Below are 14,941 nucleotides of genomic sequence, written 5' to 3' on the forward strand. Positions count from 1 at the left end.
AGCCCCGGCCCGGTTCGGTTCCACCCAGCCCATAGCCTCATGAACACCCTCCTGCAAGATGCCTGGGAAAAAGCCCGCGAAGGGGTGCTGGTCTTTGCCGAAGACCGGGTGCTTTACCTGAACCCTGTGGCCGCCGAACTGCTGGGGGTCGAGCGCGAAAAGGTGCTGGGTCGCCCGTTGCTGCTGGCCTTGCGCGACCACAAACTCGAGGCCCTTTGTCGTATGGGCGGCGAGACCACCATCCAGACCCGCAACCGTACCGTGTGGGCCAAGGCCGTGCCCGGCATCCTGCTTTTGTGGGATCAGACCGAGGAGAAAAACCGGCTCGAGGCCCTCGAGGAGTCCAGTCGGGTGCTGGCCCACGAGTTTCGTACCCCCGTGGCCGGGATGCTTTCCTTGCTGGAGGCTTTGCAAAGCGGCCTGAAGGGCCCGGAGGCGCAGGAAGCCTTGCAGATGCTCTACCAGGAAACCCAGCGCCTGCGTCGCCTGGTTGAAGACCTGCCCCTGACCCGCCGCCCTTCGCAGGAGCGCACTTTTGCCCTGGAAGAGTTGCAAAGCCGCCTCGAGCGCTTCCTGGCCCCCCAGCTGGCCGAGAAGTCGGCCTGGATTCACTGGCAAATTCCCCATACCATCCGGGCCAACCCGGATGCCGTGTACCAGGCCCTGCTCAACCTGCTGGATAACGCGCTGAAGTATGGAACAGGTGCTGAAATTGTGGTTGTCAGCGGGCAAAACGCCGATGGGGTATGGCTCGAGGTGCGCAACCAAGGCCAGCCCCTGGAGGAGTTTGAGAAGCTCTTCCAGGCCGGCCAGCGCGGCGTGCATGCGGCCAATGTGCGCGGCACAGGTCTGGGGCTGGCCCTGGTGCGGCGGCTGGCGGCTGGATGGGGTGGCACCGCGTATGGACGCGCCCTCGAGAACGGCAACGCCTTCGGCCTGACCTTTCCCCACCATGCAGACGTTACATCAGAACCTCGAGCCACTAGAGCATCGGTTTAAACTGGAGATATGGAGAATGGCTATGCGTGAAACCCTGGATCGTGAACTGAACCGCCTGACCGAACAGACCATCCGCATGATCTCGCTGGTGCGCGATATGGTAGATAAAAGCGCCAGGGCGCTCAGTGAGCAAGACCCCCGACTGGCCCAGGAGATCATCGCCCAGGACGCTGAGGTGGATGCCCTCGAGCTGGAAATCGAGGCCCAGACCATCACCCTCATGGCCCGTCAGGGGCTGGTGGCCTCAGACCTGCGTTTTGCCTTTACCATCATCAAAGCCCTGACCGACCTCGAGCGGGCTGCCGACTATGCTGCCCACGTGGCCGAAGACGTGATTGTGCTGGCCAAGGAGCCCCCGCTCAAAAACTACATCACCCTGCCCGATATGGGCCGCCGCCTGACCCTGATGCTCGACCTGGTTTCCAAGGCCATTGCCGAGCGCGACATCGAAGCTGCCAAAGAAGTATTCCGCCGCGATGACGAAATAGACGGGCTCTACGAGGAGGTCTCGCGCGAACTCCTGACCTACATGATGGAAGACCCCCGCACCATCACCAAGGCCCTCACCCTGGGTCGGGTGGCTCGTAGCTACGAACGTCTGGGAGACCACCTCGAAAACATTTCGGAGCGTATCCTCTACTGGCTCACCGGCAAGATGGAGAAAAAGCCCGAGGATGTATTTTGAGCTTCATACTGAAACAAGCTCGCCTGTTCTGATAATGAACCCGTACAAAACTCGTTTTTTGCTGCCGTGTAAGCGCCAAGAGAGAGCACCGGAACAATTCTTGCTTACAGCTTAGCGCTGCTCTGGATATTATCGCGCTCCTCAAAGGGTGTGGCCGCCTACCCGGGCGGCCCCTCTGCTGCTCATGACAAGATTTTATTGAAGTCGGATGGCTCAAAATATGTAAAGAGCGCTCTAATTGTGCTGCCGGCGCATTTCTTCCGAGGGACACAAGCCCCTGGGGTACAGGTTTAGGGTATAGAACAGAGCAAAAGCCTTGTGCTGTATTGACCTATACGACCCGAGGAGGCTCCAATGTTCAAAAAAATCTTGATTCCTACGGATGGCAGCGATTTTTGCCAGGGCGCCCTCGAGCAAGGATTTGATCTGGCCAGACTGTCGGGGGGAGAAGTGACATTACTGTATGCCATTGAGAGTCCTTACGAGGCCTTCCAGAGTTATTCCACTCAACCCCCCGAATACATCGAGAAGCTCATGACCGATTTCAAAGCGGAGGCCCAGAAAGTTCTGGATCGTATTGCAGCCGAGGCGGAATCGAAGGGGGTTCATACCCGTGCGGTGATTGTCGAGGAACACCCGGTGCCCGCTATTCTCGAGGCCGCCAAGGAACACGACCTGGTGGTGATGGCAACGCATGGACGTAAGGGAATTGACCGTGTGTTGATGGGCAGCGTCACCGATAAAGTGCTGCATAACTGTTCCACGCCTGTTCTGGTGGTTCGGGGAGCCAGCGGATAGAGGGCTCTATATCGGCTAGATGCAGGCACGAAAGTCGATTCGCCTTTTCTTTGCTAGCTTCATCCTGTACACTCTTGCTTTGGGTACGAGGAGGACAAATGATTAGCGTTACCGATCTGCGGAACGGAACCAAAGTCAAGATGGATGGGGCACTCTGGCAGTGCGTGGACTACCAACACCAGAAAATTGGGCGGGGTGGCGCCAAAGTGGTCGCCAAGTTCAAAAACCTCGAGACCGGCGCAACCGTAGAGCGCTCATTCAACTCGGGCGAGAAGCTCGAGGATATCTACGTTGAGACCAAAGACCTTCAGTACCTCTATCCAGAGGGTGAGGAACTGGTGTTCATGGATCTGGAAACCTACGAGCAGTTCCATGTCTCGCGGGATATTTCCGAGGCCACCAAGTTCCTCAAAGAGGGGATGACGGTGCAAGGGGCCATGTACAATGGCCGTCCCCTGGACATTACCCTGCCCGCTTCGGTGGAGCTCAAAATCGTCGAGACCCCCCCTGGAGTGCGTGGGGATACGGTTTCGGGCGGCTCCAAGCCTGCTACCCTCGAGACCGGGGCGGTGGTGCAGGTACCGCTGTTTGTTGAAAGCGGAGAGGTCATTCGGGTGGATACCCGCACCGGAGAGTATCTAGGTCGCGCCTGAGCCAGCCCTCAAGCTGCATTCTGAATCAAACGAGCCCACGCCGGTTGTATGGCTCAAAACCAGCACCGGCGATTTGGGGAGTTGGTTTGCTTTCACACCAACTACATCCTTTATTGATGGGGCCTTGCGAGTACTGGCAGATGATTGCACCTGCCCTTAGGCAGTAAAAAAAGCTGCTGGGGGCTTATACTTCTATAGGCAGTCTGTGAAGCTATAGCTCAGCGCTCTTTCGGAGGCAGTCATGAACGCAAAGGAACTGAAGTCCATCCTCCAAGCCTTGCAAGAACATGAGGTGTCCGAGTTGACCCTCGAGACCCCTGATTACAAACTAACGGTCAAGCGAGGCGGCGAGGTGCAGTATGTAGCGGCCCCGGCTCCCGTAGTCATCCAGCCCCCTGCGGTGGCCCCGGTTGCACAAGCCGTGACCCCTGCGCCGGCAGCTACCCCAGCCCCAACCCCTGCGGCGGCTCCAGCCCCAAGTCCAGCTCCCAAGGCCGAAACGCCCAAGGAAGACACTGACAAATACGTTGAAGTTAAGGCGCCCATCGTCGGTACGTTTTACCGCGCGCCCTCTCCCGATGCCGAGCCCTTTGTCAAGGAAGGGGACACTGTCAAGAAAGGCCAGGTCTTGTGCATCATCGAGGCCATGAAGCTCATGAACGAGATCGAGAGTGAAGTTTCGGGCGTGGTGCGGAAAATTCTGGTGGCCAATGGCGAGCCCATCGAGTACGGCCAAACCCTGTTTTTGATCGAGCCTGCATAAGCGCTGATAGCCAACTACCGCTATGAGCTACCAGCGTGCCTGGAGAGCCCTTTATGTTCAAGAAAATAATGGTTGCCAACCGAGGTGAGATTGCCCTGCGGGTATTGCGGGCTGCGCGGGAGCTGGGGGTTAAGGTGGTGGTGGCCCACAGCGAAGCCGATAGCCAGTCGCTGCCCGTTTTGCTGGCCGACGAGGCTATCTGCATTGGGCCGCCCCCTTCGGCCCAAAGCTACCTCAATATTCCCAATTTGCTGTCTGCGGCCATAATTTCTGGCGCTGAGGCCATTCACCCTGGTTATGGTTTCCTGGCGGAAAACCCGCAGTTTGCCGAGATGTGCCGCGACCACGGGATCGTCTTCATCGGCCCTACTCCGGAGTCCATGCATAGCCTGGGCTCCAAGGCGGGGGGGCGGGAGATTGCCGCCAAGTCCAACGTCCCCACCGTTCCGGGCACCGGGGTTTTGCAGTCGGTAGAGGAGGCCCTCGAGGCCGCCGAAAAAATCGGCTATCCGGTGCTCCTAAAGGCCAGTGCAGGGGGTGGAGGCCGAGGCCAGAAGGTGGTGCGCTCTTCAGAGGAAATGAAGACCGCATTTGCCCAGGCCCAGGTCGAGGCGCAGAACTACTTCTCCGACCCTTCGCTGATTCTGGAAAAGTACATCGAGCTGTTCCGCCACGTCGAAGTGCAGGTGATGGGGGATGGCAAGGGGCACGTGGTACACGTGGGTGAGCGCGACTGCTCGATTCAGCGCCGCAACCAGAAGCTCATCGAGGAAGCGCCCAGCCGCCTCGAGGAGTCCCTGCGTCAGGAAATCCTGGCGGCGGGGGTGCGCCTGGCCAAGTATGTCAACTACCAGGGTGCGGGGACGCTCGAGTTTATCGTAGACCCCGACGGCAATTTTTACTTCATGGAGATGAACACCCGCATCCAGGTTGAGCACTGCGTCTCCGAGATGATCTCGGGTCTCGATCTGGTCAAACTCCAGATTAAAATTGCCGCCGGTGAGCCTTTTACCCTTCAACAAAGCGATATAGAGCTCAGGGGCCACGCCATCGAGTGTCGCATCAACGCCGAGGACTACGAAAAAGATTTCCGCCCCAGCATCGGCAAGATTGAAACCCTGCATTTTCCCGGTGGCACCGGTGTTCGCGTGGACTCGCACCTCTACGCAGGCTATAGCATCCCCCCCAACTACGACTCCCTGGTAGCCAAGCTCATTGTGCACGGTGAGAACCGGGAAGAGGCCATTGCCCGGATGCGCCGTGCGCTCTCCGAAACCGTCATCGAGGGGCCCGGGGTCAAGACCACCGTGCCCTTCCATCTCAAGGTGATGGACAACGCCTTCTACAAGCGGGGGGCCATTTACACCAACTTTGTGACCACACGAATGTCGGAATAACGGGTTGGTTTGTTTGGCGTACTGGCTCTGGTCTGAAACGCTCTCAAGGACGAGGATCGGAAGTTGTTGAGCTTCAAGTAAAGCTGCCAGACTGAAATTGAGGCATTTGGTCAGAACCACTCACCCCGCACTCTGAGTCTGGACAGCCAATCTTGGGGCCTAAAACCCGTAAACTGGTAGCGACATGTTTTTCTTCGAGCTTCTTGGTAGAGACCCCCTGGCCTATCTGGTCGCTTTTGCGGCGGGTGCTTTCGGCCTGGTTGTGCACAACCTGTTTCAAGCCTATCTGGCCGACCGCTACAAGGATGGCGACCCTCGGCGCTACGGCTTTCTGACAGCAGAACCCAGGGTGCACCTGGATGGCCTGGGGCTCATTTTCCTGGCCCTGATTGGCTTTGGGTTTCCCCGCCTGGTGCCCTGGCGGCTCTTCGGCCCCAAGGGTGCGCAGACTGCCCTGATGGGACCGCTGGGCTTTTTTGTGGCGGCTTTTGTTTACATACTTCTTGGAAGGCTTTTGGAGGGCCTAGGCCCGGCCACCTCGAGCATCGCCCTGGGTCTGCAGGTAGCCGGTTCCCTCATGATCGGCCATGCGGCGGTGTTCTTGTTCCCGGTGCCCCCGCTGGATGGCGCCAGGGTGGTTTACGCCATTGGCAGTGCCGAGGCCCGGCGCTTTATGGATCAGCTTCAGAGCTACGGCTTTGTGGGCTTCTTCCTGATTTTTCTGGTGCTGAACTTGAGCGGAATACTGCCGGCCATCCGGGCGGGGCTCAGTGGTTTGCTCAACAGCCTTTTTGCGGCCATTGGGTTGTAGATGGGTCTATTACCGCTTCTGCAAAGTGATCCCCTGGCATTTGTGCTGGTGATATTGGTGTTGATGTTTTCATTGGCCCTGCACGAGTGGGGGCATGCCATCACGGCGCTCTGGATGGGCGACCCAACTGCCAAAGAGCAAGGCCGGGTGAGCCTTAACCCCCTCAAGCACCTCGACCTCATTGGTTCGGTGATGATACTGCTGGTGGGCTTTGGGTGGGCCAAGCCCGTGCCCATCTACCCGCCCAACTTTCGCCACTACCGGGCGGGGCTATTTTTGGTCTCTATTGCGGGTATTGTGATTAATTTGCTGATTGCTGCCGGGCTGGCTCTATTCTTACGCTGGATGCTGGATATGGGTTACTTGCAGAGCCCCACAGATGTGCTTGAGGTGGTGATTCAGGCCGCAGCCGTAGCGGCGAGCATCAACCTGACCCTGGCGGTTTTTAACCTCCTGCCCATCCCGCCCCTGGATGGCTCCAAAATTTTGCAGAGCTTTTTACCCCTGCACTGGCAACCCTACATCTGGCGACTGGAGATGAACCCTACCTACGCGATTGTGGCCATGCTGTTGTTGCTAACAGTGTTCCGCCAACCCCTGAGCAGCTTTTTGAGCACGGTGCGTACGCAGTTCTTCAATCTGTTTGGTTTGTAGTGTGCAAGGGGTCAATAGCCGATAGTCCACAGTCTATGGTCGGTTCAAGAGAGCTTCTCTAAAGTAATAAACCAGCGATAACGGAACATCCCTTTCAGGTCGAGCTCAGCCACCCGCGCAAAACACGCAGGTTGTGGGCATCCTCGAGGGTGCCGCGTGGGGTTTCCATGATGAAGATCTTGTCCTGGAGGCGGGGGTCGAGTACAAAATCCATTAGCTCCTCGCCAATCTTGCCTTCCATCAGGCTGGCGTGGTGGTCTATCTGCGAGCCCCGTTCGCCTACAGAGTCGTTGAGGTGGATTACCGGCACCCGGTGCAGGCCAACGGTTTGCTCGAGCTCGTCCAGGGCTTCTGCAAGACTGTAACCGGCGGCAAAGGCATGGCAGGTATCGAAGCAAACCCCCAGGGGGGTACCCTCGACTAACTCGGCCAGGGTGCGCAGGCTGGCGCCCAGCTTTTCGCCGCCCCCGGCAGTGTTCTCGAGCAACAACCAGGATCCATTTTTACCCAGTCCGGCCAGCTCGCAGGCCTTCAAAGCCCCCGCCCTGGCTTTTTCGGCGGACCCCGAGCCCGGATGCACCACCACATACTCGATACCCAGCATCTGGGCTTTGGCCAGGTCGTCGGCCAGGCTGAACACACTTTTTTCCCATAGCTCGCCCTCGGCGGCCAGGTTCACCAGGTAAGAGGCATGAATCACTGTGGGCAGGCCGCCCAGGTTTTCCCGGCGGGCCCGAAAGCCCTCTATCTCGCCCGCTTTCAGGCTGCGGGTTTTCCAGCTGCGCGGGCTTTTGGCAAAAATCTGAATGGCGCTCAGGCCGAGCAAATGGGCCTCTTCGGCAGCCCCTGCAACACCCAGCTTGCCCGCAATGGACACATGAAAACCGTATCTCACCGGAGGATCTCCACCTTTACCTGAATAACCCCTTGCCGGTGCATTCCTAGCTGTCGCGCGGCGGCATAGGAGAGGTCTATGATGCGGCCCCGGATGTAAGGGCCGCGGTCGTTGATCCGCACCACAACACTCCGGCCATTGTGCAAGTTGGTCACCCGAACCCGGGTATTGAAGGGCAGGGTGCGGTGGGCGGCGGTTAGGCGAAACTTGTTGAACCGCTCCCCATTGGCGGTACGGCGGCCATGAAACCGCGGCCCATACCATGAAGCCCAGCCCTGCTGGATGGCCTGTGCCGATGCAGGCACTCTGGGTTCCTCGGGGGCCGGGAGTGGGCGGATAAAGACCCAGCGAGGTGGCTCCTCCGGTTCTCTAGCCTCATCTTTTGGCTCGGGCAGGGGTGGCACTTCCAGGTTCATAGGGTCCCAGTCGGAGGCCGGAATTTTCAGCTCCATACCCACGGGCAGGGGGTCTTCAACCAGGCCGTTCAGCATCCTCAGGTCGGCTTCGCTCACCTGGAACAGCCGGGCAATGCGCTCGAGGGTATCGCCAGGCTGTACCACGTAGCCCTGTCCCCAGGCCACTCCACAAAACAAAAGCAGGGCAGCCCAGCGCTTCATAGCTCGATCAAGTGTTTGGGGCTTTTGGAAAGGACTTCGTGCCCCTGCTCGGTGACCAGTACCAGGTCTTCAATACGGCAACCGCCTAACTGGGGGATGTAGACCCCCGGCTCGATGGTGACGATGTTACCGGCCTCGAGTACGTCCTCCGAGGTCTGGCCCAGACCGGGTGCTTCGTGAATAAACAGGCCCACCCCGTGCCCCAGCCCGTGGGTGAAGTGCTCGCCGTAGCCCCGCTGGTTGAGGTGGTCGCGGGCCAGCGCATCCAGTTCCTGGCCCTTCTTGCCGGGAGCAACCGCCTCGAGCGCCAGCATCTGGGCCTCCAGCACGGCCTGGTAGATGCGCTGTAGCTCGGCTGAAACCTGCCCCACCGCCATGGTGCGGGTCATGTCGGAGCAGTAACCGCCCACCACACAGCCAAAATCCAGCGTGACCAGCTCCCCCGACTGAATTATGCGTTCGCTGGCCCCCCCGTGGGGCATGGCGCTGCGTTCCCCCGAGGCCACGGTGGTACCGAAGGCCAGTCCCTCGGAGCCTTGCTTACGCAGGAAGTATTCGAGTTCCAGCGCCACCTCGATCTCCCGTACCCCCGGCTTGATAAATGGCAGGATGTACTCAAATCCCCGGTCGGCCAGTTGGGCCGCCTTGCGGATATAAGCAATCTCTTCGGGGGTCTTGCGCTTGCGCAGGTTTTCGATAATCCCGGTGGTGGAAACAAACTCCAGGTCTGGAAAATCCTTTTTGAAGCCTTCCAGGGTGGCCACGCTCAGGTGGTCGGCCTCGATGCCTATGCGGCCCTGGAAAAACTCGGCGAGCAGCTTGTTCATCTCCGTGCGCTTCAGCAGGATGCGGTGGGGAAAGCGCTGCTGGGCCGCCTCCACCATGTAGCGTCCGTCGGTGATGAGGGTGGCCCCGGCGCGGGTAATGACAACCTTGGCGTCCTTACCTTCCACAAACCCCGATAAGTAGCGGACGTTGTGGGGATTAGAAACAAAGAGCACGTCGAGATCATGTTGGTTCAACAAGTGGTTGAAGTTCACCCTTGAACTTTACCGTAGGTTCCGGGATTCTAGCTAATATTTTTTTCACGAACAGTCTTTATCGTGAAGAAAATCACGAATATCTCATAGAATCCAGGCTTTCTCGTGTTAAGTTCATACAGAGAATGCGTATGCGCCAAATTGCTTTCTTCTGGTTTTTGCTATCGCTCAGCTCCCTGGCAATAGCCCAGATCTCGCCCGAGGCAGCCCAGCTGCTCGAGCGGGGCCGCGCGGTGCTGGGCGGGTCGGCCCTGGCGAACCTCAAAACCTACCGCGAAGTGACCACCAACATCTACTACACCCCCGATGGCAAGGAGGAGAGCCGCATCGTGACCCTGTTGCTGGTGGATTTTGCCAACAGCCGGGTGCGCCTGGAAATCTACGACCCTCAGAGCCTAAACAGCCCTAGCCCCATTCCCCTGGCCTTGCAACAATACAGCCCGCAGGAGAGCTTTTTCTGGAGCCGGGAAACCTCGCTCAGGCCGCTGCCTTCAAGGGAACGGGAGATACTTCGCTCGAGTCTCTACACCGGCTGGCTGGGCCTGAAATATGGCAGCAGCAACCGGGAGCGGGCCAGCGTATCTCAAGGCAGCCTACGCAACCAGTCGGGCCGGCTGCTCACCGTGAGTACCCAGGGGTGGGTGAGCACCTACCTGTTTGCCGCCGACGGGCTGCTCTTAGGCGAACGACTGAACATCCCCGGGGTGGGGGAGAGCATTACCTTTTTTTCCAACTACCAGACCGTACAGGGGGTACGCCTGCCGCAAAAGTGGGAGAACTACGTGGACGGCACCCTGGCCGCTCGCGGCGAGCTGATGGAGGTCGAGATCAACCTCACCTTCACCGAAGCCGACTTTTTCAAGCCGGTGCGGTAGAGCGCTCTTTACAAACTGAGCAACAAAGCAACCGAATCTGGCATAGAACCATTTTTTGGAGTGATAAAGCGGGGAATAGGGTAGTTGACATAAAAACCTACTACCTTCCTCCTACCTTCCACACCCACCTTGTTTGTCGAAAAAAGCATACGCACGATATGCGCATCAGGCTTTGCGAAGTCCAAACTTGACGGCGCCTTCCTCGTCGGACAGCTCGGTGACATAGCCCACCGGCGCTGTCTGCACCAGCGAGAGGGCCAGGGTTTCTTCCTGAAGACGCTGGCCAAACTGCACCAGGGACTCAGCGTATCTGCCCTCGGCGGTATAGGTCAGGTGGATGCGATCCGAGACGTTCAGCCCCATCTCTTTGCGGGCTTGCTGCACCAACCGGATCAGGTCGCGGCTCAGGCCCTCGAGCAACAACTGCTCATCAAGTTTGACCTCGAGGGCAGCCAGGTACCCATCCTGCTCCTGGGCCGAGTAGCCTTCGGGCGAGAGCGCCTCGAGCAGCAGCTCCTCGGGCGAAAGGCTAATCAGAGTACCATCCGCTGCTCTGACCTCGAGGGTCACGCTCTGCCCCGCCTTGATGGTTCTGGCTACCATCTTGCTGTCAAGCTCGGCCAGGGCGGCCCGAATGGCGGGCACCAGCTTGCCGTACTTTTTGCCCATCACCGGTAGATTGGGCAACACCCGGTAGGTCAGGAGTTCCTCGCCCAGTCCCAGCACCTCGACCTGCTTGACGTTCAGTTCCTCGGCAATTTCATCGGCAAAATGACGCAACCCCGCCAGCTCGGCTTCGGTAGGGGCCGTTACCAGCACCCTGGGCAAAGGCATCCGGGTCTTGACCCCGCTGATGGCCCGCGCACTCCGGGCCAGCCCCACCACCTTCACCACCGCCCCCATCTGGGTGAGCAGGGTCTGGTCTATCAGCGCAGGGTCGGCTTTGGGCCAGTCAGACAGGTGTACCGACTCAGAGGCCTCGGGCTGCACCTTCCGCATCAGGTTTTGCCAGAGAGCCTCGGCCACAAAAGGGGTGAAAGGGGCAGCCAACTGCGCTACGGTAACCAGGGCCTCCCACAGGGTGGCGTAGGCCGACTCCCGGTCGGTGGGGTCGTCGTTTTTCCAGAAACGCCGGCGGTTGCGGCGCACGTACCAGTTGGAAAGCTCCTCCACAAACTGCTCGAGTTCCTTCCCAGCGCCCCTGGCATCGTAGGCATCCAGCCTGGCCGTGACCCGCTCAATTAGCTGCTGCTGGCGGGCTGCGAGCCACCGATCCATCTCGGGCCGATCCGCCACCGCAGGGCGGTTTTGCAGGTTGGGCCGATCCAGGTTGGCATAAAGCACAAAGAAGCTGTACACGTTCCACAGCGTGCCCAAGAAGCCCCGCTGGGCCTCCTGCACCAGCCGCTCGGAAAAGCGCTTCTGCTCGCCCGGCTCGGAGCCGGTAAAGAGGTACCAGCGCACCGCGTCGGCCCCGTACTTATCGAACATGGGCAAAGGCTCGACCACATTGCCCTTGCTCTTGGACATCTTGTGGCCCTTCTCGTCTACCAGGTGCCCCAGGCAGATGACGTTCTTGAAGCAGGGCTGGTCATAGAGCAGGGTCGAGATGGCGTGCAGCGAGTAAAACCAGCCCCGGGTCTGATCAATGGCCTCACAGATGTAGTCGGCGGGGAAGTGGCGTTGCCAGAGCTGATAGTTTTCCTCGGTGCCGGGGAGGGGCTGGCCCTGTTCGTCCAGTAGCAGATGCCACTGGGCGTAGGGCATGGCCCCGGAGTCGAACCAGACGTCGAGCACCTCGGGCACCCGGCGGAAGGTTTTGCCGTTTTTGACAAAGGTAATTTCGTCCACGTAGGGGCGGTGCAGGTCCAGGTCGGAGAGGTCGCGGCCTGCCAGCTCCGAAAGTTCGCGCACGCTGCCCACGCAAATTTTTTCCGAGCCATCCTCCGATACCCAGAAGGGCAGCGGGGTGCCCCAGTAGCGCTCGCGGCTGATGGCCCAGTCCACGTTGTCCTTGAGCCAGTTGCCGAAGCGCCCGTGTTTGATGTGTTCGGGGAACCAGTTGATCTTTTCGTTGTTGTCGTAGAGCGCTTGCCGGAAGTTGGAGGTTTTGATGTACCAGCTCGGCTTGGCAAAGTAGAGGATGGGGTCGCCGGTGCGGTCGTGGAAGGGGTAGCGGTGGCGAATCTGGCCTGCGTGGTACAGAACCCCCCGCTCCTTCATAATGCGGATGAGCCCCTTGTCGGCATCCTTGAAGAACTTGCCGCGCTCGTCGGTGACCTGCATAAGCCCGTACTCGTTGGTGCCAAAGAGCAGGGGAGTGCCGTACTGGCGGGAAAGCTCCAAGTCCTCGGCCCCGTAGACCGGGGCCTCGTGAGCCACCCCGGAGCCGTCTTCGGCGCTCACAAAGTCGGCCAGGGCCACAAAGTGCATCACCGGCCTGCCGTCCGGACGCTTTTCGCCCTGCTCCTTCACCACCCCCAGCTCCACACCTACTTCGGGGAAGGGGGGGGTGTACTCCCACCACTCGAGGTCTTTCCCCTTGAGGTGCGCGACGACTTCCAACTCTTCTTTATGCAGCTCACGGAGCCGCTCCACCGCCTCGGCTGCAAAGATCAGATGCCCCACCGAGGGTGAACGCACCACCGCGTAATCCATCTCGGGATTCACCGCCGCCATGGTGTTGGAGGGTAGCGTCCAGGGGGTGGTGGTCCAGACCAGGATGGCCAGGTTGTCCAAATTTTCAAGCCGCACCCCCTGGGCCTTGAGCCGCTCGAGCACCGCTTGGGGGGCGGTTTCCAGCTTCAAGGGGAAGCGCACGTACACGCTAGGGTCGTCCACCTCGCGGTAGCCATCGGCGATTTCGTTTTGCGAAAGGGTGGTGGAAATGCGAGGCGAGAGCGGTACCACCTTGTAGTCCTGCACCACCATGCCCCGATCCCACATGCGCTTCAAGAGGTTCCATACCGACTCGATGTAGCTGTTGTGGTAGGTAATATAGGCATTCTCGAGGTCTACCCACATGCCCATCCGCTCGGTGAAGTAGTTCCAGTCCTCAATGTTGGCAAACACCCACTCGCGGCACTGCTGGGTGAACTCGGCAATCTGCTCGCGGTTCAGGGTCTTGCGGCCCAGCACCCCCAGCTTTTTTTCCACCGCAATTTCCACCGGCAGGCCGTGGGTATCCCAGCCCCCTTTGCGGGTGACGTGGTAGCCCTGCATGGTTTTGTAACGTGGAAAGATGTCCTTGAAGCTGCGGGCCAGCACGTGGTGCATGGCCGGCTTGCCGTTGGCCGTGGGCGGGCCTTCGTAAAAGACGAACTCCCCTTTTGGCGCGGGCTTCCGATCGGATTTGGCAAAAATCTGCTGCTCACGCCAGAAAGCCAGCACGGCTTCCTCTAGTTTGGGGAAATTGGTCTCGGACACCTCTTCAAATAGCTTTTTTTCCTCCACCATGGTTGGTTCCTTTCTGAGAAACCTTTCCGGCCCAGGGTTTTCATCAACAAAAACGCCCGACCTGTGACCCTAAAGCTCCTCAGGTGCGGACGAGAAGTATATCCCGCGTTACCACCGCACTTCCTGAATGGTGCCTATGGCTGATAGTTCATAGCTGCTAGCGTAGATGGTAAAAAGCTTTGGCTATCGGCTATAGACTATTGGCTATAGGCCTACTTCAGGCACTCTAGCGCGCTGTATCGGGCGCACCCGTTGGGGTCTACTGGGGCTTGGCCTGTTCTTCCCAACTGTGCACGGGGTGATTTTCGGCCTTCAGGTTGCCGCCTGGCTTGCACCCTCCCAGGCTCGCTCTGTGGTCGCTGAAGGCGTACTCGTCCCCGGCTCTTTACACCAGGTGCAGCATGTGCTATATTTCGCTGCTGGCAACCGGCTAACCTGAATGGTAGCAAGCTGCTATCCCCGCGTCAACAATCTCTTGCTTCTCATCCCAACCCAGCGATATACTCGCCTGGAAATCCGCACAAATGTGGTCAGACGCGGGAAGGAGTGAATGCCGTATGGATCTATACCTCGATACTGCCGAAGTGAGCGAAATCAGGGAAATTGCGGCCTGGGGCGTGCTGGCAGGGGTCACTACCAACCCCTCCTTGATTGCCCGGTCGGGCCGTCCGCTCGAGCCCACCATCAAAGAGATATGCCAGATCGTGCAGGGGCCGGTCTCGGCAGAGGTGGTTTCGACGGCGGCAGCCGATATGGTTGCGGAAGGGCGCCGCCTGGCAGCCATTGACGAGCACGTGGTGGTCAAGCTGCCCACCACCATTGAGGGCCTCAAGGCTTGCAAAACCCTCTCCGGCGAGGGTATCCGGGTAAACATGACCCTGGTGTTCTCGGCCAACCAGGCCCTTTTGTGCGCCAAGGCCGGGGCCTGGTGCGTCTCGCCCTTCCTGGGCCGCATAGACGACATCTCCTGGGAGGGCATGGAGCTGATCCGCGAGATTGCTGAGCTATTCCAGGTGCAAAACCTCAGCACCCGCATCCTGGCCGCCTCGATTCGCCACCCCCGTCATGTGACCCAGGCCGCCCTGCTGGGCGCCGATATCGCCACCATGCCCGCCAAGGTGTTTCAGCAGCTCATCAAGCACCCCCTAACCGACCTTGGTCTGAAAGCCTTCCTGGAAGACTGGGCCAGGGCCAGCGCCAGGATCTAGCTCCGCGAACCCCCAGGAACTGGAGAACGAGCAATGCCAAAATCGAGTACAGCCGACCCCAACGCCGAAGCCCAGGTCACCGTGACCCGT

14 protein-coding genes are annotated in these 14,941 nt (G+C 59.3%); 10 read left to right on the plus strand and 4 right to left on the minus strand.

What is annotated here, in order from left to right; genetic code table 11:
- Nucleotides 1-39 precede the first annotated feature (39 nt).
- The 8 genes from J3L12_RS00915 to J3L12_RS00950 all read left to right on the plus strand — a co-directional run bounded on the left by J3L12_RS00915 (nt 40) and on the right by J3L12_RS00950 (nt 6,760).
- Nucleotides 40-999 carry an ATP-binding protein gene (locus tag J3L12_RS00915; protein ID WP_208013153.1) on the plus strand — a complete coding sequence of 320 codons (960 nt, stop codon included), beginning with the start codon at nt 40-42 and terminating at the stop codon, nt 997-999.
- 22 nt (nt 1,000-1,021) lie between these two features.
- Nucleotides 1,022-1,684 (plus strand): phosphate signaling complex protein PhoU, encoded by a 663-nt coding sequence (gene phoU, locus J3L12_RS00920; protein ID WP_208013154.1) that lies wholly within the window; start codon nt 1,022-1,024, stop codon nt 1,682-1,684.
- 354 nt (nt 1,685-2,038) lie between these two features.
- Nucleotides 2,039-2,482 carry a universal stress protein gene (locus J3L12_RS00925; RefSeq protein ID WP_208013155.1) on the plus strand — a complete coding sequence of 148 codons (444 nt, stop codon included), beginning with the start codon at nt 2,039-2,041 and terminating at the stop codon, nt 2,480-2,482.
- Nucleotides 2,483-2,580: 98 nt separating this feature from the next.
- Nucleotides 2,581-3,135 (plus strand): elongation factor P, encoded by a 555-nt coding sequence (gene efp, locus J3L12_RS00930; RefSeq protein ID WP_208013156.1) that lies wholly within the window; start codon nt 2,581-2,583, stop codon nt 3,133-3,135.
- A 241-nt stretch (nt 3,136-3,376) separates the two neighbouring features.
- Nucleotides 3,377-3,898 (plus strand): acetyl-CoA carboxylase biotin carboxyl carrier protein, encoded by a 522-nt coding sequence (gene accB / locus J3L12_RS00935; RefSeq protein WP_208013157.1) that lies wholly within the window; start codon nt 3,377-3,379, stop codon nt 3,896-3,898.
- Nucleotides 3,899-3,951: 53 nt separating this feature from the next.
- Nucleotides 3,952-5,295 carry an acetyl-CoA carboxylase biotin carboxylase subunit gene (gene accC, locus J3L12_RS00940; protein ID WP_208013158.1) on the plus strand — a complete coding sequence of 448 codons (1,344 nt, stop codon included), beginning with the start codon at nt 3,952-3,954 and terminating at the stop codon, nt 5,293-5,295.
- Between the two features lie 184 nt (nt 5,296-5,479).
- Nucleotides 5,480-6,106, plus strand: coding sequence for a site-2 protease family protein (locus tag J3L12_RS00945; protein ID WP_208013159.1), 627 nt, complete (start codon nt 5,480-5,482; stop codon nt 6,104-6,106).
- Complete coding sequence (locus tag J3L12_RS00950) at nt 6,107-6,760, plus strand: site-2 protease family protein (protein WP_208013160.1); 654 nt, start codon at nt 6,107-6,109, stop codon at nt 6,758-6,760.
- A 94-nt stretch (nt 6,761-6,854) separates the two neighbouring features.
- Here the strand turns inward: J3L12_RS00950 and J3L12_RS00955 are convergent, their stop codons facing one another.
- Genes J3L12_RS00955 through J3L12_RS00965 form a run of 3 tightly spaced genes read right to left on the minus strand, consistent with a single transcriptional unit; the run spans nt 6,855 to nt 9,312 of the window.
- Entirely contained in the window at nt 6,855-7,655 is an 801-nt protein-coding gene (locus J3L12_RS00955; RefSeq protein ID WP_208013161.1) for a deoxyribonuclease IV, read from the minus strand.
- A complete protein-coding gene (locus J3L12_RS00960; protein WP_243454778.1) occupies nt 7,652-8,272 on the minus strand; it encodes a septal ring lytic transglycosylase RlpA family protein in 621 nt (206 codons plus the stop codon). Before J3L12_RS00960 ends, J3L12_RS00955 begins: the two co-directional genes overlap by 4 nt.
- Nucleotides 8,269-9,312: a Xaa-Pro peptidase family protein gene (locus J3L12_RS00965; RefSeq protein ID WP_208013162.1), complete on the minus strand. Its 1,044-nt coding sequence runs from the start codon at nt 9,310-9,312 to the stop codon at nt 8,269-8,271. The genes J3L12_RS00960 and J3L12_RS00965 overlap by 4 nt, the downstream gene beginning before the upstream one ends.
- 131 nt (nt 9,313-9,443) lie before the next feature.
- On the opposite strand from J3L12_RS00965, the gene J3L12_RS00970 reads away from it, so the two are divergent.
- Entirely contained in the window at nt 9,444-10,187 is a 744-nt protein-coding gene (locus J3L12_RS00970; RefSeq protein ID WP_243454779.1) for a hypothetical protein, read from the plus strand.
- A gap of 165 nt (nt 10,188-10,352) precedes the next feature.
- Here J3L12_RS00970 and ileS read toward each other — a convergent pair whose 3' ends face one another.
- Complete coding sequence (gene ileS, locus J3L12_RS00975; protein WP_208013163.1) at nt 10,353-13,643, minus strand: isoleucine--tRNA ligase; 3,291 nt, start codon at nt 13,641-13,643, stop codon at nt 10,353-10,355.
- 557 nt (nt 13,644-14,200) lie between these two features.
- Between ileS and fsa the strand changes: the two genes are divergently transcribed.
- On the plus strand, nt 14,201-14,851 hold the full coding sequence (fsa, locus tag J3L12_RS00980) for a fructose-6-phosphate aldolase (RefSeq protein WP_208013164.1): 651 nt from the start codon (nt 14,201-14,203) through the stop codon (nt 14,849-14,851).
- Nucleotides 14,852-14,941 lie beyond the last annotated feature (90 nt).

Origin of the sequence: Meiothermus sp. CFH 77666 (assembly GCF_017497985.1) — a bacterium.
Lineage (GTDB): Bacteria > Deinococcota > Deinococci > Deinococcales > Thermaceae > Meiothermus.